General features: G+C 42.3%; 18 protein-coding genes. 8 read left to right on the top strand and 10 right to left on the bottom strand.

Annotated elements, in window-relative coordinates:
• Positions 1-115: 115 nt before the first annotated feature.
• Positions 116-901: a patatin-like phospholipase family protein gene (locus ACKWCA_RS05635; protein ID WP_413977188.1), complete on the bottom strand. Its 786-nt coding sequence runs from the start codon at positions 899-901 to the stop codon at positions 116-118.
• A 291-nt stretch (positions 902-1192) separates the two neighbouring features.
• Between ACKWCA_RS05635 and ACKWCA_RS05630 the strand changes: the two genes are divergently transcribed.
• The 3 genes from ACKWCA_RS05630 (at position 1193) to arsS (ending at position 3452) form a co-directional block, all read left to right on the top strand.
• Positions 1193-1888, top strand: a complete 696-nt coding sequence (locus tag ACKWCA_RS05630; protein ID WP_413977187.1) for a DUF2064 domain-containing protein — start codon at positions 1193-1195, stop codon at positions 1886-1888.
• Positions 1889-1979: 91 nt separating this feature from the next.
• Complete coding sequence (locus ACKWCA_RS05625) at positions 1980-2315, top strand: arsenosugar biosynthesis-associated peroxidase-like protein (protein WP_413977186.1); 336 nt, start codon at positions 1980-1982, stop codon at positions 2313-2315.
• Positions 2316-2396: 81 nt separating this feature from the next.
• A complete protein-coding gene (arsS, locus tag ACKWCA_RS05620) occupies positions 2397-3452 on the top strand; it encodes an arsenosugar biosynthesis radical SAM (seleno)protein ArsS (protein ID WP_413977185.1) in 1056 nt (351 codons plus the stop codon).
• Between the two features lie 102 nt (positions 3453-3554).
• Here arsS and ACKWCA_RS05615 read toward each other — a convergent pair whose 3' ends face one another.
• Positions 3555-4331 carry a sterol desaturase family protein gene (locus tag ACKWCA_RS05615; protein ID WP_413977184.1) on the bottom strand — a complete coding sequence of 259 codons (777 nt, stop codon included), beginning with the start codon at positions 4329-4331 and terminating at the stop codon, positions 3555-3557.
• 77 nt (positions 4332-4408) lie between these two features.
• Positions 4409-4972 carry a Crp/Fnr family transcriptional regulator gene (locus ACKWCA_RS05610; RefSeq protein ID WP_413977183.1) on the bottom strand — a complete coding sequence of 188 codons (564 nt, stop codon included), beginning with the start codon at positions 4970-4972 and terminating at the stop codon, positions 4409-4411.
• Positions 4973-5255: 283 nt separating this feature from the next.
• On the opposite strand from ACKWCA_RS05610, the gene ACKWCA_RS05605 reads away from it, so the two are divergent.
• Positions 5256-5891 carry a TetR/AcrR family transcriptional regulator gene (locus tag ACKWCA_RS05605; protein ID WP_413977182.1) on the top strand — a complete coding sequence of 212 codons (636 nt, stop codon included), beginning with the start codon at positions 5256-5258 and terminating at the stop codon, positions 5889-5891.
• Here the strand turns inward: ACKWCA_RS05605 and ACKWCA_RS05600 are convergent.
• The 3 genes from ACKWCA_RS05600 to ACKWCA_RS05590 all read right to left on the bottom strand — a co-directional run bounded on the left by ACKWCA_RS05600 (position 5881) and on the right by ACKWCA_RS05590 (position 8598).
• Positions 5881-6921: a glycosyltransferase family 9 protein gene (locus ACKWCA_RS05600; protein ID WP_413977181.1), complete on the bottom strand. Its 1041-nt coding sequence runs from the start codon at positions 6919-6921 to the stop codon at positions 5881-5883. The two genes, ACKWCA_RS05605 and ACKWCA_RS05600, sit on opposite strands and share 11 nt — an antisense overlap.
• 15 nt (positions 6922-6936) lie before the next feature.
• Positions 6937-7539, bottom strand: coding sequence for a DUF4254 domain-containing protein (locus ACKWCA_RS05595; RefSeq protein ID WP_413977180.1), 603 nt, complete (start codon positions 7537-7539; stop codon positions 6937-6939).
• 120 nt (positions 7540-7659) lie between these two features.
• Entirely contained in the window at positions 7660-8598 is a 939-nt protein-coding gene (locus ACKWCA_RS05590) for a DUF6427 family protein (RefSeq protein WP_413977179.1), read from the bottom strand.
• 71 nt (positions 8599-8669) lie between these two features.
• On the opposite strand from ACKWCA_RS05590, the gene ACKWCA_RS05585 reads away from it, so the two are divergent.
• Positions 8670-8891 carry a DUF6341 family protein gene (locus tag ACKWCA_RS05585; RefSeq protein WP_413977178.1) on the top strand — a complete coding sequence of 74 codons (222 nt, stop codon included), beginning with the start codon at positions 8670-8672 and terminating at the stop codon, positions 8889-8891.
• On the opposite strand, the gene purD is transcribed toward ACKWCA_RS05585, so the two are convergent.
• The 4 genes from purD to ACKWCA_RS05565 all read right to left on the bottom strand — a co-directional run bounded on the left by purD (position 8886) and on the right by ACKWCA_RS05565 (position 14630).
• Positions 8886-10157 carry a phosphoribosylamine--glycine ligase gene (gene purD / locus ACKWCA_RS05580; protein WP_413977177.1) on the bottom strand — a complete coding sequence of 424 codons (1272 nt, stop codon included), beginning with the start codon at positions 10155-10157 and terminating at the stop codon, positions 8886-8888. The genes ACKWCA_RS05585 and purD overlap by 6 nt on opposite strands.
• A 398-nt stretch (positions 10158-10555) precedes the next feature.
• The gene (locus ACKWCA_RS05575; RefSeq protein WP_413977176.1) at positions 10556-11542 is read right to left on the bottom strand and encodes a UDP-glucuronic acid decarboxylase family protein; all 987 of its coding nucleotides are present in this window, start codon (positions 11540-11542) and stop codon (positions 10556-10558) included.
• Between the two features lie 261 nt (positions 11543-11803).
• A complete protein-coding gene (locus ACKWCA_RS05570; RefSeq protein WP_413977175.1) occupies positions 11804-13171 on the bottom strand; it encodes a sugar transferase in 1368 nt (455 codons plus the stop codon).
• A gap of 247 nt (positions 13172-13418) precedes the next feature.
• The gene (locus tag ACKWCA_RS05565; protein WP_413977174.1) at positions 13419-14630 is read right to left on the bottom strand and encodes a glycosyltransferase family 4 protein; all 1212 of its coding nucleotides are present in this window, start codon (positions 14628-14630) and stop codon (positions 13419-13421) included.
• Positions 14631-14786: 156 nt separating this feature from the next.
• Between ACKWCA_RS05565 and ACKWCA_RS05560 the strand changes: the two genes are divergently transcribed.
• The 3 genes from ACKWCA_RS05560 to ACKWCA_RS05550 are packed head-to-tail and all read left to right on the top strand — an operon-like array spanning position 14787 to position 15884.
• Positions 14787-15191: a hypothetical protein gene (locus ACKWCA_RS05560; RefSeq protein ID WP_413977173.1), complete on the top strand. Its 405-nt coding sequence runs from the start codon at positions 14787-14789 to the stop codon at positions 15189-15191.
• A gap of 46 nt (positions 15192-15237) precedes the next feature.
• The gene (locus ACKWCA_RS05555) at positions 15238-15498 is read left to right on the top strand and encodes a CYTH domain-containing protein (protein ID WP_413977172.1); all 261 of its coding nucleotides are present in this window, start codon (positions 15238-15240) and stop codon (positions 15496-15498) included.
• Positions 15462-15884: a VTC domain-containing protein gene (locus tag ACKWCA_RS05550; RefSeq protein ID WP_413977171.1), complete on the top strand. Its 423-nt coding sequence runs from the start codon at positions 15462-15464 to the stop codon at positions 15882-15884. The genes ACKWCA_RS05555 and ACKWCA_RS05550 overlap by 37 nt, the downstream gene beginning before the upstream one ends.
• Positions 15885-16271: the final 387 nt, after the last annotated feature.

The following is a 16271-nucleotide window of genomic DNA, read 5'->3' as shown; positions in this document are numbered from 1 at the left end:
TTGGAATTGGATTTCAAATTAACGATTGATAGATCAAGACGAGTTATACTTGTATTAGTCGCATTGGGAATTGTATGAATGCCTCGAAAAATTGTACAAGTAGGTTTTTAGGCCATTACGTAGACCGGTTGATCTGTAAAGTGCTCAATTTTTTTAGGGCCGACTCATAACCTATTGTGTGCGCCTTTTCAATACCCTTCTTATCCAAGACGCCTATACTTTCCAACTCCAAAGGTTCAACAACCAAATCGCACTGTCTGATTTTTTGCCTGTTAATGGCATAAATCATCAAAGCCGTAGTACGATTCGCCAGTTGAAGGGAAGAACCAATGGCTTTCTTATCCACCTTTTTAATGACCGAAACGTTACTTCCGATGATGTAATCAACTTTTCCGGAAAGTGGTTCTATGGGAAAGTTGTTCATGATCCCGCCATCTGCATAAAGACAATTGTTAATCTCGACCGGACTGAAAACCGGGGGCAATGCGGCCGAAGCAAGTAAGGGTAGAATAAGTTCGCCCTCATGAAAGAACTCTTCCCCTCCTTCTTGAAGATTGGTGGCCACGACATGCAGTTCCCGTTGCAAGTGGTCAAAGCTGTCTTCCGGGAAATAGTCTTTAAAAATATCGAAATACCGTTCGGTATCAACAAGGCCAGGCTTTAAAATAGTAATGAAATTGTATTTGAACAGAGGGGTCTCCTTAAAAAAGGTCAGCATGTCTTGTATAGCAATTCCATTGGCGTACAAGGCGCCGACCAAGGCGCCGACACTGCTACCGGATACGATATTCGCCGATATTCCATACTCTTCGAGCGCGCGGAGCACTCCAATATGGGCCATCCCGCGCACACCTCCTCCAGAAAGGACCAATCCGATTTTTTTTGATGTCAAGTCGTTCATCCGAGTATCTAAAATTAAGAGGCCGTATCAAAAATGCTTCGATAAGACCTCTAAATTACATAAATCAAATTCCTTACTCCCATCTTCCCATTCAACAATAAAATAGATTTTGTTTTAAAGTGCAGTCCTACCGTCCTTTCTATAAATGGGAGCTATTGTTATGGTATTAAAAACAGCGTAATCTGATTTCGGAAGAATCTTTTAGCAGCGCATGTAATGGACAAACAACATTTTCGACAGAGAATTACATACAGAATTATCGTAAATTTAGCGCAGGATACTTTTCGTTATATGAAAGTCATTACAAAAAATAGCACGGCCATTCTGGTTTTTGCCCGTTCTTCGGAAGAAGAACTAAGGCATAAGAAAATCAGACGGGGCAAATCGCTATTCGATGCGTTGACAGGGCATGTTCTAACTGAGGTCAAAAAAACCCAACTCCCTTATTTTCATATTAATGAAACACAGCAAGACGGTGTTTCTTTCGGGGTACGTTTCTCCAATGCCATTCAAATGGTTTTTGATAAAGGGTACAACCGAATCATTACGATAGGTAATGATAGTCCACACCTGACCTCTTCCCATATTGAGGAGGCCATTTTGGCATTACAAAATGAAGATTTGGTTATCGGTCCATCTTCCGATGGAGGGTTCTATCTTATGGGATTGCACCGAAACGACTTCAACAAAGCCAATTTCGAAAAGCTTTCTTGGCAGACTTCCTCCATTCGGAAGGAAGTAATCGATATGGTGCTACCCAAAGAGAAAAAAGTCTTTGCTTTAAATCAATTATCGGATATCGATACTTTTTTCGATGTGAAGGCTATGGCCAAATCGACGCTGCGCTCCTCAAGACGAGTGCTAAAAGCGATTGAATTGATTCTTTTCGAACACAAAAGAAATGACATTCCGATATCACTCTGTCTAAAAGTGGTTAATTATTCCATTCCCTTTAATAAAGGGTCTCCGATTCCTTCCCTTTTCTGAAGACCTTTTTAGCATTTTCATTTGGATTCCCGACCTGATCATAGGTTCGTTCAGTAATCCCATCCTTTTAACTTTTTAAACCTATTACGACATGGCAAACCCATATTATGACGCGGCAGATCTGCGAAAATTCGGAAAGATTACGGAATGGAGTGAAGAAATCGGCACTAAATTTTTTGAGTATTATGGAAAAGTATTTGAAGAGGGCGCACTTTCGGCCCGCGAAAAATCATTAATCGCTTTAGCAGTGGCCCATGTGGTCAAATGCCCCTATTGCATAGATGCCTACACCAAGGATGGTCTCGAAAAGGGAATCACCAAGGAAGAAATGATGGAAGCTGTACACGCCGGAGCGGCTATTGAAAGTGGTGCCACCTTGGTTCACGGAGTACAAATGATGAATAAGTACAACAAATTAAGCATGTAAACCGTAGATGATGCACTGCTCGCAGCGGATGGTCGATCTTTGCCCAACCGTAGCTTGTTTTGACTACTGAGAATTAGAAGTATGGCTACAAAATCACTAAAAGCGAGGCAAGATTCCCTTGCCGTTACCAATAAGCAATTGGAAATCTTGAACGGGGGTATCTTCGCCGATGGAGAACTCCCTTATTTCAAAGACAAAATCGCTACAATCGGACAGTATCCTTTGCGCCCCAAGAAGCTCGAGATTTTACAGATCAATGTCGGTTACATGTGTAACCAGGTCTGTGAGCACTGTCATGTAGATGCCGGCCCCGACCGAAAAGAGATCATGACCCGCGAAACCATGTCGCAATGTTTGGATATTATTCGAAATACCGGAGCCCATACCTTGGACCTCACCGGGGGAGCCCCTGAAATGAACCCTGATTTTCGTTGGTTTGTGGAGGAGGCCGCTAAGGCGGGGATTACCGATTTTATCGTGCGGTCGAACCTGACCATCATTCGAGCGAACAAGAAATACTACGATCTTCCGGAGTTTTTCAAAAAACACAACGTACATGTCATTTCCTCTATGCCCCACTATACCCGTGGAAAAACGGATAAGCAACGAGGCGATGGTGTTTTTGATAAGTCGATCAAAGCATTACAAGAGTTGAACGCTGTCGGTTATGGCATGCCGGATAGTGATTTGCGTCTCGATTTGGTCTACAATCCTTCGGGGGCCTACTTGCCAGGAAATCAAATGGCCTTGGAAAGGGACTTCAAAAAGGCCTTGGATGAAGATTTCAATATTCAGTTTCACAACTTGTTCGCCATTACCAATCTACCCATCGCTCGCTTTTTGGATTATTTGATCGCCTCGGAGAATTATGAGGACTATATGTACGCCCTAGTGGAGGCTTACAATCCGGCCGCTGTAGAAAACGTAATGTGCACCAATACGATTTCCATTAGTTGGGACGGTTGGATCTATGATTGTGACTTTAATCAGATGCTAGACTTAAAGGTCGCGAGTAAAGTCAAACATATCAAAGACTACAATGAAGACCTCCTAAATGATCGAAATATTATCATCTCACAGCACTGTTATGGCTGCACGGCAGGGGCGGGCAGTAGTTGTCAAGGGACGGTGGCTTAGAAAATAAAATGACGCTAAAGCACCATTCGGTACTATGCAAAAACCAACTGAAGGAATATTGGTTGGTTTTTGCATAGCACAGTTATTTCTTGGTGCTGCGTTCTAACCCTTTTTATGGGTAATGTCCTTAAACGACAACATATCCCATATCCGATTGGAGGCACCCAAATAGAAACCCGTTTCCTTTTCAAAAGATCTTGGATTCTTAAACGTTCCGAAAATCATATCGATGATAGGCAAATCGGCGTAGTTGTATTTGTGGATACCCTTGGCATGATGCAACGAATGACTTTCCGGTCTCTGTACAAAGAAGCCCAACCACCGCGGGGTTTTGATATTTGCGTGTTGAAAGACCCCTAAAAAAGTCAATAAAAGTATAATGGTCGTAATCGCCTGCGGTGAAAGGCCCATAAACAAGGTAAAACTAATCGACCCTACCAATGACAGGCCGACCATATCGGGTATACTGAACATAAAGGCGCTCGGCACATCAAGGCGTTCTGCACTATGGTGCATTTGATGCGATATACGAAATAGAAAATCGGATTTGTGCATACTGACATGCCACCCATATTGTACCAATTGGAATAAAATCACTCCTGAAAGCAGTTGCGCGGCCAATGGCCATGCGCTGAGGTCCATAAGTTGATAGGGTGCCAAGAAACCGTCCCAGAGCAATGGGATGTAGGTGGTAAACAAGAGATACGCGAAAAAGAACAATAGTCCTTTAACTTTCCAAAACTTCATTTGAGGAAGTATTCTGGCCGGAAAAAGGGTTTCCCATAGAAATAGGGCGCCAAAAATGAAATAGACAACAATCGATAAGGGGTCAACTAAAATAGCAATTGGCGATGGCCATTGCTGTATTAAACTTTCCATGATTTTACGGTTTACAATTAATTCCGCAAAACTAACTGTGGAAAAAACAGCACCCTAAAATTCGGACTTGACCTATGTTAGGAATTTAGCTTTTTACGTATTCTACTGAGACTTTCTGGATGAATACCCAAATACTTGGCGATTTTATTTACCGGTATATAAGAAATATAACGAGGTTGCTTTTCGAACATCCCCCCATAGATCTCTTCTGCTGTTTTGGTCAACAGGGCTTTCTCTCGGTCTGACTTTCGAATGTAGGCCCCTTCCATAATCCTTCTCCCGAACTTGTTGATTCGAAGGTCTTTTTGATACGCCGTCATGAGATCCCCATAGGTGACCTTTTCTAGCTCACAATCCAAAAGTGCGGTTACCTGAACATCGCTTTTCGACTGCAGTAAAAACGAGGTTAAACTGGCTACCATTTCATTTTCAAAGAAGAAGTCAATGATCTTCTCCGTCATATAGCTTTTGATACTAAGTTCGACGATGCCCTTATTGATAAAATAAACGGAACCCTCGATTGCATCAAAAGGTGTGATTACTTTTCCTTTTGCGAAAAACACTTTTTCTATGGGAAAAGGAACGTCTTTCACTGGTTCCTCATCGTATAAGACGTTATTGTAAAATTCCAAAAACCTCATGGTCGTGTGTTGGTTATATGAGACCCCTTAAGTTAACGGAATTGTGAGTGACAATCAAATAGTGGGAAGTAAATCGACCATATAGGCATTATTTAAATCATTGCCACAGCCTAATGAAACAGACTGATGGGTCGGGTGAGCCCAAAAAGCGTCGCATTTTACCTGTTTTCAGGTATTTCAACGATTTTTTCATCAAAAATAACCGAGGGTGTAAAACAATTATATGTTTTACCAGTTATAGTAATCCGACCTGTTGGTCGGTTTCATTAAACCCCCAAATTATATGGAAAAAAATCTAAAACGCATGGCGACCATGCAACGGATGCAAGTCACCGGACTTAATCTGTTCTATAAAAAAGGATACTACAACACCAGTGTGGATGATATTCTAAAAGAATTATCGCTTTCAAAAGGTGCCTTCTATTATCACTTTGATTCGAAGGAGGATTTCTTTGTACAGATTATAGAACAGTTAGTGGTACGTAAAGTCTACAGTATGCTCATCGAACCTATAGAAGGCCATGAAAACACTTTAGAGTTGATTACCAATTGTTTCGAAGATGCTTTGGAAACCGCAGTGCACAATGAGCTGGATTATGGGTTTTTGTTGAACAATTTCATTAATGAGTTCAATGGTCGAAATCCGGAAATAATGAAGCATCTCAATGAGATCTTACGAATTTGGGAGGTGACGTTGGTTTCAGCGATTCAACGCGGAAAATTCAACGGGCATATCGATAGGCATGTCGACGCCGAAGGTGTCGCCGTCTATTTGATGAGCTCCTTTATTGGAATCAGAACCTTAATGGTTGAAACCGCCCCGAGTGCACGTAAATATCGATTTATGTCGCAACTGCGCCAATATTTCAAATCGATAGAGTCTCGAGCCGAGAATCAGCCGAATGATACTATTTATTAGTAAGCTCGGTTATCCTGTTTAGAATTGTTTCCGGAGCAATAGTCTCCATGGCCTTTTCGTAGCCTTCTGGCATGTTATTGCCATAAATGGAGGTTGGAATCGCTGGGAATTCCTTACGGTTAGCGAGCAGGGAATTTTCCTGGGGTTGCCCAAAAGGGGCAAAGCCTGCAAACGGATGTGTCACGCCCCAGAGGGTAATCGTAGGCACTCCGTACATAGCGGCCAAATGTCCATTGCCACTGTCCATCGCTAGCATCAAGTCTACATGTGAAATAAGGCTTAACTCTTCCTGAAAATTGAGTATCCTCGAGGCGTTCGTCACGTTTTGGTACGCTCCTTCCCAAAGTGAAAGCTGTTTCAATTCCCTTTCACCCCCTCCAAAGAGAAGTATGCGATACGCATTGGATGCGTTCAATTTGGATACGACCACTTTCATCAGATCAAGCGGATACATTTTTCCCTTGAAGGCTGCAAATGGGGCAATTGCAATGACCTGTTGTTGTCCTTCCCCAAAAACTTGTTTTGTTTTATCGCTCATGGGTTGTGTTGGTACTACCGAATTTTTCGGGACTTCGAGTTCAAATCCTAATTGGACGAACACTTGACGGTATCGATTATGCGTACTTCGCAATTGTCTGAACCCACCGGCTTTGCCATTGACCAGGGCTTTTTTCTCGGCCCTACCCTTATCTATTCGAACGAACTGAACACCCCCGAATCTGAAGAATACCTTTAACACTGTACTGCGCAACACCCGATGTAAATCGGCCACCGCATCGATTTTCTTCGATTTCAGTTCTTTGTACAAGCGATATAAGCCAAAAACTCCTTTATGGTTGCCCTTTACCCCCGCAATATGCACGTCAACATTGGGCAACTGAGAAAAAATGGGTTTAAAAAAAGCCTTGGTTAGTACGGTGACCTTAATATCTGGATATTGATTACAAAATGCCTTTAGAACGGGAACGGACATCGCGACATCTCCCATGGCCGACAAGCGTATGACCAATAGGTGTTTAATGGGTTTCATGGCGATGGGTAAGGCTTACTTTTGATTTCGGAGCACTGGATTCAATTCAGCATCATTGTACATCTTCATCTGCTTGTACACTTTCATGTACTTGTTTCCGTTTTCGATGTCGGAGAGCAATTGGTCGATCGCCGTAGAAAGGTCATGCTTTTGTTCCCGCAAGACTGCGAGTTTGGCGCGACATTTTTCCAAATGTTCGGAAGTGGCATCCTCTCGGGTAGCCTCCTCGTTCATATGATAGATTTTCAAGGCTAGAATAGATAGGCGGTCGATGGCCCAAGCTGGGCTCTCCGTGTTGATATTGGCATCCTTCTTAATTTCTACCGATTGGTATTTATTTAAGAAATAGCTGTCGATAAATTCGACCAAGTCCGTGCGGTCTTGGTTGCTGGCATCGATCTTACGTTTAAGGACCAGGGCCGCAGCAGGGTCTATATTTGGATCACGAATGATATCCTCGTAATGCCACTGTACGGTGTCTATCCAGTTTTTGCGATATAGCAAATGAGCGATTTCATCCTTCGGATATGGGTTTTCAAAGGGTTGATCGACATCGTCCACAATATGGTACTTCGTAATACTTTCGTCAAAAATGCCAAAGGCCATTGTGCTGAACATAGGTGTGCTATTTTATGCAAAGTTATTGAACTCGATTCAACTTTTGGTTTGTTCGATAGAATATTCTCCTCTGAGGGTCAATTGAGTTTTGGGGGCAAATGCAGGGTTCCCACGAATACACTAACCAATGATAAGTCCGATAGCACGCACCAATAGGGGTACGGCAATGGAAGCCATCAAGACCAACTCTTTGATATTGGCTTTTTTAATGGATTCTACATAATTGGTCAAAAAAATCACAGCAGGAAAAAACGTGATCATTATGGGATAATCATCACTTGATTTCGTCAAAATCTTAACGACCAATCCGATTACGAACGAAAATGCTATCAAGCGCATCGTGACAATCTTACCGAGGCCTGCCTTTCCCAGTTTTAAGAAGGCATAGATGCTTAAAGCAAATATAAGCAGTATGTACAAGATCAGTTTAGAGCTATTTGCGATATTGGAAAAGTAAGACGAGTCCCAATTGAATCGAAGTTGATAATGTTCGGTGATGTAGGCTGTGTTTCCCGCCAAAACCAGTATCCCATACCCAATCATGAATACTGTAAAGATGCCGGCAAAAGGGACCATCCAGTTTCTGATGTTTTTAGGTTCGTAGATATAGATCGCCGCAAATACAAGTAGCAGATACAAGATAGCCCAATCATAAAAAACACTGGATACCATAACCCAAACCGTGGCGTCGAAAATCTTGAGCTTGATATTCTTCAATGACCGGATACTAATCAGCCGTCTTGAGGCCAATAGCAAAAAAAGGCTGCAGAAGACGGCATCATTGTCCAATAATGTTTCAGGAAAAACAAGGACTAAAATCGCATAGAACAAAATGGCAAAGGAATTCGGTTCTGTCAGTTTGTTTCGTTTCACTATAAAATCAGCCACAAAAACACTGAGCAGCAACACCGCCGAGGCCAGAAGTTTTAATGCAAATACTTCAGATTCGGAAGGCATGGTTGACATCATAGCGTGCCAAAACCAGTAAAAAACAAATAAAAAAACCAGTACAATGATATAATTTATGGGTTTCGTCTTTCCAAAAATGCTTGAGATCATTGTATCGGGTATTCGAGATTTTGCAAGTTGTGTTTTATGCCCTATTTTTGCAATGTAAATATACTATTAAGATGAGAGCATTCTTTGAAGGCATTGAGGATTTATTCGTAAACGTACTTTTTTGGCCCTATGATTTTTTCCGTTTCATGGAAAGTTGGTGGGCGTCCAACATGGTGAATTGGTTGTTGGCCCTTATTGGAATGGTTGCTTTCGTCTACTGGATGCTCGAACTGAAAAAGTACAATGACAAGGGCGAAGAAGACAAAAGCATCTCTTCACATTCGTACCTATAGGTCAAAGCCGATATCTTTGCGATAGTTCATCGCATCAAACCGAATCTTTTTTATATTTTGATAGGACTTTTGAAGTGCCTGTCTAAAATCCTCGTCCAAGGAGGTTATTGCCATTACCCTACCTCCGTTCGTAACAACCTCATCCTCATTGAGCTTGGTACCTGCGTGGAACACCAGCGAATCGGTGATATCTTGAAAGCCTGTAATTTCTTTTCCTTTCTCGTAAGCCTCAGGATAGCCTCCAGATACTAACATGACCGTTGTTGCTGAGCGGGAATCCAATTCCAAAACCACCTCATCCAAGGTTCCTTGGGCTACGGCCTGTAAAACTTCCAGAAAATCGTTTTTGATCCTGGGGATGACCACTTCCGTCTCTGGATCGCCCATACGTACATTGTATTCAATGACCTTGGGGTCATCGCCCACCTTGATCAATCCGATAAAGATGAACCCCTTGTAGGGGAGCTCGTCCTTTTTAAGGCCTTCTACGGTCGGTTTAACGATTCGCTCGTGTATCTTATCCATAAAAGTCTTATCGGCGAAAGGAACCGGGGAAATCGCCCCCATACCGCCTGTATTTAATCCGGTATCACCCTCACCGATTCGTTTATAGTCTTTGGCGGTAGGTAATACTTTGTATCCATTACCGTCGGTCAATACAAATACACTGAGCTCAATACCGTCTAAAAACTCTTCAATAACTACCGTGGCACTCGCCTCACCAAATTTTGCATCTACCAACATCGAGCGAAGTTCGGCCTTAGCTTCATTGAGATCTTTTAGTATCACAACGCCTTTGCCAGCGGCAAGACCATCGGCCTTCAGCACATAGGGTGGGTGTAACGATTCAAGAAAACCATAGGCCTCTTCCAAATCCGCCGCGGTAAAGCTTTGATAGGCAGCAGTCGGAATAGCGTGGCGTATCATAAACTGCTTGGCGAATTCCTTACTTCCCTCAAGCTGCGCTGCCTCTTCTTGAGGACCTATCACGGGGATATCCCTCAATTCGCCATCGTTAAGAAAAAAATCGTGTACCCCTCGAACCAAAGGATCTTCAGGGCCAACGACCACTAGGGCTATATCTTCTGAAAGAACGGTCTTCTTAATGGCCTCAAAATCATTTACACCAATCGGTATGTTTTGTGCAATGCTCGCGGTACCGGCATTTCCGGGAGCGACGTATAATTTCTTCAGTTGAGGGCTTTGGCTCAGTTTCCAAGCTAATGTATGCTCGCGACCTCCCGAGCCTAGAATCAAAATATTCATTGGATAAGATTTGCCGTAAAAATAGAAATGTTCTAGGCAATAGCAATGCTCGTTGGGCGAAAAGAGGATAAGATGTCAATAGTGTGATTCATAGACCCTAATATCGGCCCTTAAAAACCTTTTTCATCTGAAAATCATATTCGCATTAGAACTGTTCCTTTTAATGTAAATAGAAGCACCTCATCGACTAAATACAACCGTTAATCTACCGCGAACACGGGATTTCATTAATAAGCACAAAAATCGTATACGATTTTTGTGCTTCGTTTTAGAGCCTTCTGGCCTCTGGAATATTCCTTATATAGAAGAAATCAGTTCAAAAATGGAGCACTTGGTATAAATTAAAAAACCGGACTGAAATCAGTCCGGTTTTTTAATTTATTTTTTGAGTTTTTTCTTTACTTCTTGTTACGCTGTGTGAAATCACGATGTTCCGTTCGTTGTAATTCTTCCTGAGACAAGGTCTTAAAATACTCGAAGGTCTTTCGCATACCTTCTTCCCGTCCGACTTTCGGCTCCCAACCCAAAATTTCCTTTGCTTTTGAAATATCCGGTTGCCGTTGCATCGGATCATCTTGAGGCAGGTCTTTGTAAATCACTTTCTGGGTAGTCCCGGTCAGTTTTATGATTTCTTCGGCAAAATCGCGTATGGTAATCTCATGTGGATTGCCAATATTCACCGGCAACGCATAATCGCTCATCAATAGGCGGTATATTCCTTCTATCTCGTCATCTACATAACAAAAAGAACGTGTTTGCGAGCCGTCGCCAAATACGGTTAAATCCTCTCCTCGTAGTGCTTGCCCCATGAATGCCGGAATCACACGCCCGTCATTGAGTCGCATACGTGGGCCATAGGTATTGAAAATACGTACGATACGAGTCTCCAGACCGTGAAAACGGTGATAGGCCATCGTAATGGACTCTTGAAAACGTTTCGCCTCGTCATATACGCCCCTAGGGCCTATTGTATTGACATTTCCGTAATACTCTTCAGTTTGTGGATGTACCAACGGATCTCCATAGATTTCGGATGTGGAAGCAATCAAGATTCTAGCGTTCTTTTCTTTGGCAAGCCCTAACAGATTATGCGTACCCAATGCGCCCACCTTCAAGGTCTGAATCGGAATCTTTAGATAGTCGATCGGACTCGCTGGTGAGGCGAAATGAAGGATATAATCCAATTTGCCTGGAACATGAACAAATTTGGTCACGTCATGATGGTAGTATTCAAAATTTTCAAGTTTGAATAAATGTTCAATATTCTTTAGGTCTCCTGTAATGAGATTGTCCATCGCAATGACGTGGAAACCTTCCTTGATAAATCGATCGCAAAGGTGTGAGCCTAAAAAACCCGCTGCGCCCGTGATTAAGATTCGTTTCATGTGATACTATTGTTTGAGGTTGTAACGTAAGTATTTCGTAAAAATTGAATGGCAAATGTAATTTTGAACTTACGAAAGACCAAATAGACTAGGTAAACTGTCGAAAACCCTTGTTCAAGATCGCTAAAGCCTTCAAATTCCAAAAAACAAATTCGCAATTCCATCAGGGAAGCAGCTACCAATATTGAAGGCAACACCATCGGGTCAGAAAAAAACGTTCTTTCCCTTTATCATCCCCGAAAATGTATAGAGCAAGAAATTCTAAACGCCTCTCGAAAACAAAACGGTAGTTATCGTCTTGAAAATGATACGTAAATCCAATGTAATCGATCTATTCTTGATATAATAGAAATCGTATTCCAGTTTCTTGATGGAATCTTCTAAATTTTCCCCGTATTTGTATTTTACTTGGGCCCAACCCGTTATTCCCGGTCGAATGAGGTGCCGTACGTTGTAAAATGAGGTCAATTGATTCAATTCATCGACAAAGACCTGACGTTCGGGTCTAGGGCCGATAAATTGCATATCACCCTTGATGACCGAGATAATCTGTGGCAATTCATCTACCCGAAATAGCCGGAGTATTTTACCAAAGGGGGTAATACGAGCATCGTTCTTGGTAGCCATTTTGGCACCTTGACGCTCCGCATCAACCACCATTGAGCGAAACTTATAAATTTTAAACTCCTTCCCATGGAGCCCCACCCGGTATTGTGTGTAAAATAATGGGCCCCGGTTGAAGAACAAATTCAGAATCCAAACGAAGGGAATACTGGCTACAAAGACAACCCCAACAATTAAGGAAAGAAAAAAGTTAATCAAAAAACTAAAAATTCGCTGTAAATACCTGATTTTCTTATTTCGCAATTGTAACAGTTCGTAAAAACTATCATTATGCGACTTTATAGGCATGGCCTCATAGGTGTTTTCATAGAAGGTCGTAAAGGAAATCACCTCTTTACCATTTAGGATGGATTTCAAGACCATATTTTCCAAACTTTGGGGGAGGTCATTGTACGATTTGATATTGACGATTACGGCATCGATCTTATCCGTTGCCGACAGGAAGAATTTCTTATTCACGGCAGAGTCTTTTTGCAGGGAATAGGTCAATTTAACCTTGTAAAAGGTCCTCATATCATCACCGTTGATGACCTTGATATCATCTTGAAGGCTGCCATAGGTATTTTCGTCATAGATGTATAAGACATTTTTGGTGTCGGGTATAATGTCGAAAACGTTTCGGAACAACAGCCGCCAACCAGCAATCTGAACCGGGGTTAGCAAAAGGAAAGACAATAAGGGTATCCGCCAAAAGCTAACGTCATAGACGAGTACCGAAAAAATAAACACCAAGAATACGAAAATTGCACTGACATAGAGCGATTGGGATACGATGTAGCGCCTTTTAGTGATTTTTTCAAGATTATAAAACTCCAGTACGTAAGCCAAGACCAAATAGGTGAAGATTCCAAAACCAAACACCCCGATTTTCAGCCGCAACGAAATAAACTCCGAGTCTATGGCAAAATTCACCAAGACATTTATGGCCGCCACAATAATAGCTACATCTATAACGAGCAGTATAAACTTGCGTTCAACGGAATTAAGAATGGACGGTCGGGCCATGGTTAGCTTGCCAATTTAAGAAACTCATCTTGAGTCATTCAAAAGTAACTTTTCAATTTTAAAATAATAGCGGAAAGTAGATAAAATACCGATCTGAACTAATCGAGCATCTACTTCAAGCCAATAAAAATGGGAAGTATGCCATCTTTTGGGCTATACCAATCGTTATTTTTTAGATCCGTCGTGTCGCTCAAATCACAAAGCGCTTCCCATTCACTTCTGAATACAGATGGACTTATGGGTTAAATTAAGGGTATTCGCCAGAAGCACCGAACGTATGTAATACCTCGTTCAAAGCCTTAATTTGTGCGTGAAAATCATACTGCTCCCGAGCCAGAACCTTGCACTTCTGAACCATTTCTTGATAATCGGCCTCAGAAAGCGATTTGGCCTTGACGATGTTCTTCGCCAGTCCGTCAAAATCTCCTGGTTCCGAAACCAGTCCTATGCCTTCTTGGGTAATAATCTCAGCTCCTTCTCCTCCTCCACAAAAAATAATGGGTACATGTAAAAGGGTCAACTCGAAAATCTTTGAAGGGACCGCTCCGTATATCCGGTTTCGCAGAGGCACCAGGGCAAAATCATACTGCTTCAATTTTTTACGAATCGTATCGGCATCAAAGGAACCTTTGTACTGAATGTTCTCTTGTTCTCCTGTGGCAATGTATTCTTCCAATTCCACTAATTCATTTCCTTTTCCATAAACATGGAACTCTACACCTAAACCGTCAAAATCGACTTGACGGCATATCTCCATGATTCCTTGGGCCACACCCAATAATCCGGCATAAACGAGCCTTAAGGGGCGTTCGTTTTCATCTGCTTTGGTTATATCATCCATTTTTTTCAGCACAGGTATATTTCTGTATAAGAAATAGGTCTTACCCGACACTTTTGTTCGAACGTAATCAATGATTTCTTGTGATTGGCCTAAAATGAGCCCTGATTTTCGATAGTTATACAGCTCTAGTCGTTCTAAGAGGGAATAGAACGTGCCTTTTTTCATCGCACCGAGTTCTAAGGCGGAAAGGGGCCACAAATCGGAAACATTAAGCACAATTTTGGCTTTGGTGAAAAGCCTCCCATAGAAAATAGCACAACTTGAGACCAATAAGGGAGAGTTTTGTACTATCATCATTTCCGGCGGATGCCGTAACCAATACCAAATTTCAAAAAGCATCGAAAATGCAAAGGAAATCATGGCGAGAAATCGCTTCATAGGGCTTTTTGAAATGGTATTGTAGGTCCAATAGCGCCTTGCCGTGAATCCTTCCAATGATTCTTTCATGAAAAATCTTCCCTTATACCCTTTAAAAATGCTTCCGGTAGGATAGTTGGGTAAGGGCGCCAGTACGGTAACCTCATGATGCACCGACAGCGCTTTTGCCATCAGGGTGATTCTATTGGCCGCAGCACCGGTTTCGGGGTAAAGGTAATTACTGACTATGGTGATTTTCATGGAGATTTCGTGCTATTATCCTCAAGGCAAGATATGCTTAATATTGGGGTTTTTCAATTCGAATCAGAAATTCTTCCAGACACCACTTTCTACCTATCCTCGCCTTTGGAAGCTTCTGCATAAATTGCACCCTTTGAACCCTGCAAAACTCAGTTTATGATAGCCTTTGATCGGGGTTTTACAATGGGCAATATCACCAATTCTACGTTTATCGATTCGGGCAACGATGGTATCGATGTTTCAGGGTCTACCCTGAGCTTGGCGAATATCGTCATTGAAAACCCTGCGGACAAAGGTCTGAGTGCCGGGGAAGGAAGTACCATGACCGGGCACAATATCAAGGTCAGTAAGGACGAAATAGGGGTGGTCAGCAAAGATCTCTCGACCATTAGCCTGACGGATGTCACTATAGAACATACGCGATTGGGTATTCCCTGTTTTCAAAAGAAAAGCGAATTCGGACCTGGAATCGTGTATTTAAAAAAGCTACGCTTAACGGGTATCGAAGTGCCCTATCTGATCGCGGAAAATTCCGATCTGATTATCGATGGTGTAGTCTAAGAAGATAAATCGGCGAACGTCATCGACAAAATGTACGGCAATGAATATGGAAAAAGTAGCAGATAAGCCCGTGCAACAATCGAACATTCGTTTTGAACGCAAGTTTCTCTTTCAAAATAGCCATGTTCAAGATATTGTAGAAAGTGTCTTTCGCCACTCCTTTGGTTTTCGGGAGATCTTTCACAAGCGTCAGGTTAACAACATTTACTTCGATGATTCGAATTACAACTTCTACAAACAGAATGTAGAAGGGGTCGCCGATCCTAAAAAATGGGGGAGGCCGGCGATAAGGATTCGTTTCGGCTGACCGGTATTTCCTTTGATTTGGCTGACCAAACGGCCGATGAGATGCACCAACTTTTGATTGCCAACACCGAACACCATGGGCCAGTTCACGAGGTCTTAAAACGCTTGCATCCTACCCTGATCAATACCTATGAGCGACGCTATTTTCTCTCGTTTTGTGGGCGCTACCGCATTACGGTAGACTTTAATCAGGCCTTCTACAACCCCAATTACACAAAGCTGCGGTACAGTCGACGAAAAATCGCCGATGTGGTCTTAGAACTCAAATATGCAACAGCAGACGATGCCGAAGCCCGACAACTCTCGCAACAAATTGGGGCCCGTCTCTCCAAAAATTCGAAGTATGTCAATGGGATTAACCTCTTGTACCACAATGAATTGGTGTAGTACATGCACTTAAAAACGACATCCCTTAAAAAGTACTACTACCACGAATTCTCTTGCTGGTTTAACAAGGCTTTGGTAGCCATATGGACACTCCTACGCATTATGGTTCTATTCGGTCGATCTTATCCCAAAGCTTAGCCGGGTATGGTAGTGACACCTCTAGCCGTATTGGCGCTCTCGGAAAGCGCCAGAAGGCATGCCGTTACCAAATTATACCGATTTCTCTTTTAAAGCTAATTGATGCTGGGGAGACCGATGACAAGGTTATCTCGCTATCCAAAGACCCATAGTTTGACTGAGGGATTGGGTAATGAAAAAGAGGCTTTTACAGCCATACGACAGACGAAGAAATGAAACCCTAAAAGCCTATTAATTCTTATCTTTATC

The organism is Maribacter corallii (assembly GCF_047345415.1).
Classification (GTDB): domain Bacteria; phylum Bacteroidota; class Bacteroidia; order Flavobacteriales; family Flavobacteriaceae; genus Maribacter_C.
This window is presented reverse-complemented; position numbering and strand designations above follow the sequence as displayed.

Coding starts and splice junctions, on each gene's coding strand:
- arsS (WP_413977185.1), top strand. CDS start 2,397: ATGGCTACAAAATCACTAAAAGCGAGGCAAGATTCCCTTGCCGTTACC.
- ACKWCA_RS05635 (WP_413977188.1), bottom strand. CDS start 901: ATGAACGACTTGACATCAAAAAAAATCGGATTGGTCCTTTCTGGAGGA.
- ACKWCA_RS05585 (WP_413977178.1), top strand. CDS start 8,670: ATGAGAGCATTCTTTGAAGGCATTGAGGATTTATTCGTAAACGTACTT.
- ACKWCA_RS05555 (WP_413977172.1), top strand. CDS start 15,238: ATGGAAAAAGTAGCAGATAAGCCCGTGCAACAATCGAACATTCGTTTT.
- ACKWCA_RS05550 (WP_413977171.1), top strand. CDS start 15,462: ATGGGGGAGGCCGGCGATAAGGATTCGTTTCGGCTGACCGGTATTTCC.
- purD (WP_413977177.1), bottom strand. CDS start 10,157: ATGAATATTTTGATTCTAGGCTCGGGAGGTCGCGAGCATACATTAGCT.
- ACKWCA_RS05590 (WP_413977179.1), bottom strand. CDS start 8,598: ATGATCTCAAGCATTTTTGGAAAGACGAAACCCATAAATTATATCATT.
- ACKWCA_RS05560 (WP_413977173.1), top strand. CDS start 14,787: ATGATAGCCTTTGATCGGGGTTTTACAATGGGCAATATCACCAATTCT.
- ACKWCA_RS05625 (WP_413977186.1), top strand. CDS start 1,980: ATGGCAAACCCATATTATGACGCGGCAGATCTGCGAAAATTCGGAAAG.
- ACKWCA_RS05595 (WP_413977180.1), bottom strand. CDS start 7,539: ATGTTCAGCACAATGGCCTTTGGCATTTTTGACGAAAGTATTACGAAG.
- ACKWCA_RS05565 (WP_413977174.1), bottom strand. CDS start 14,630: ATGAAAATCACCATAGTCAGTAATTACCTTTACCCCGAAACCGGTGCT.
- ACKWCA_RS05615 (WP_413977184.1), bottom strand. CDS start 4,331: ATGGAAAGTTTAATACAGCAATGGCCATCGCCAATTGCTATTTTAGTT.
- ACKWCA_RS05630 (WP_413977187.1), top strand. CDS start 1,193: ATGAAAGTCATTACAAAAAATAGCACGGCCATTCTGGTTTTTGCCCGT.
- ACKWCA_RS05575 (WP_413977176.1), bottom strand. CDS start 11,542: ATGAAACGAATCTTAATCACGGGCGCAGCGGGTTTTTTAGGCTCACAC.
- ACKWCA_RS05600 (WP_413977181.1), bottom strand. CDS start 6,921: ATGAAACCCATTAAACACCTATTGGTCATACGCTTGTCGGCCATGGGA.
- ACKWCA_RS05570 (WP_413977175.1), bottom strand. CDS start 13,171: ATGGCCCGACCGTCCATTCTTAATTCCGTTGAACGCAAGTTTATACTG.
- ACKWCA_RS05610 (WP_413977183.1), bottom strand. CDS start 4,972: ATGAGGTTTTTGGAATTTTACAATAACGTCTTATACGATGAGGAACCA.
- ACKWCA_RS05605 (WP_413977182.1), top strand. CDS start 5,256: ATGGAAAAAAATCTAAAACGCATGGCGACCATGCAACGGATGCAAGTC.